Genomic DNA, 1,315 nt, shown 5'->3' with positions numbered 1-1,315 from the left:
CTTCCAGAACTTCCACCGCACCCAGGTGAGGCACGAGGCATGAGCGACGCAGTACGCGAGAACCTGACCTACGAGGGCTTCGGGCGCGCCGTCCGCGAGCTGGCGCAGACCATCGCCGACGACGGCTACGAGCCCGACATCATCCTGAGCATCGCCCGCGGCGGCGTGTTCGTGGCCGGCGGTCTGGCGTACGCGCTGGACTGCAAGAACATCCACCTCGTGAACGTGGAGTTCTACACCGGCGTGGGCACCACCCTGGAGATGCCGGTCATGCTCGCGCCGGTCCCCGAGGCGATCGACTTCACCGACAAGAAGGTCCTGATCGCCGACGACGTCGCCGACACCGGCAAGACGCTCAAGCTGGTGCACGACTTCTGCCTCGGTCACGTTGCCGAGGTGCGGTCCGCGGTCATCTACGAGAAGTCGCACTCGCTCGTGCAGTGCGAGTACGTGTGGAAGAAGACCGACGAGTGGATCAACTTCCCCTGGTCGGTCGAGCCGCCGGTGGTGCGGAGGGAGGGGCAGGTTCTCGACGCCTGACCCCGTCTGACCCCGATCCTGTTGCGTGAGGAGGGGCCCGGTCCGCCTGGTGTGCGGAGCGGGCCCCTTCTCGTGCGTGCGGGTGCGTACGGGTGCGTGCGGCTAGATCGTGCCCAGCTTGATGATCGACAGCAGGGCGATCAGCTGGATGGCGGAGGCGCCCAGCGCCTTCGGCCACGGCAGGTCGTGCGACTTGCTGACCAGCGAGGTGAACAGGGCGCCGGCGGCCAGCCACGTCAGCCAGCCGAGCACCTGGACGACCATGTTGTCGCCGCCGAGGAACACGGCGAAGAGCAGGCGCGGGGCGTCCGTGATGGACATGACCAGCATGGACAGGCCCACGGTCGGCTGCCAGGCGCCGTCGCCGCCCAGCTGGCGGGCCAGGGTGTGCGTGACCGCGCCGAGGAGCAGTCCGCAGATGACGAAGGCCACGCCGGTGGAGAGGACGATCGGGACGGCGTTGGCGAGCGTCGCGTTGATCGCGTCGTCGCGGGCGTCGTCGAGGCCGAAGACCGCGAGCAGGCCGTAGAGGAACGTCACGGTCAGCGCCGGGCCCCAGACCGCGTAGTCGCGCATCTGGAAGAACGTCGGCCCCGGCCGCATCACGATGCCGCGCAGGAGCTCCTTCCAGGGCAGCCGCGGTCCGGTCGGGCCGGCCGGGGCCGCGCCGGCGCCCGCGTGGTACGTCGCGGCCTGGCCGTACGGGTCCTCGCCGATGGCGAAGGCCTGGGTGTAGCCCGGGTTGTCCGCGTACGAGCCGCCTTGGCCGCCGCCC

General features: G+C 70.0%; 2 protein-coding genes. One reads left to right on the top strand and one right to left on the bottom strand.

What is annotated here, in order from left to right; genetic code table 11:
- Window positions 1–39 precede the first annotated feature (39 nt).
- Window positions 40–540, top strand: a complete 501-nt coding sequence (locus ACFVUS_RS43930; protein ID WP_008741418.1) for a phosphoribosyltransferase — start codon at window positions 40–42, stop codon at window positions 538–540.
- Between the two features lie 102 nt (window positions 541–642).
- Here ACFVUS_RS43930 and ACFVUS_RS43925 read toward each other — a convergent pair.
- The coding region (locus ACFVUS_RS43925; RefSeq protein ID WP_387781507.1) for a Yip1 family protein at window positions 643–1,315 on the bottom strand (673 nt) is incomplete at its 5' end.

Source organism: Nocardia sp. NPDC058058 (genome assembly GCF_042885355.1).
Taxonomy (GTDB): domain Bacteria; phylum Actinomycetota; class Actinomycetes; order Mycobacteriales; family Mycobacteriaceae; genus Nocardia.
Note: the sequence above shows the minus strand (reverse complement) of the source record. Positions and strands in the feature narration are given on the sequence as shown.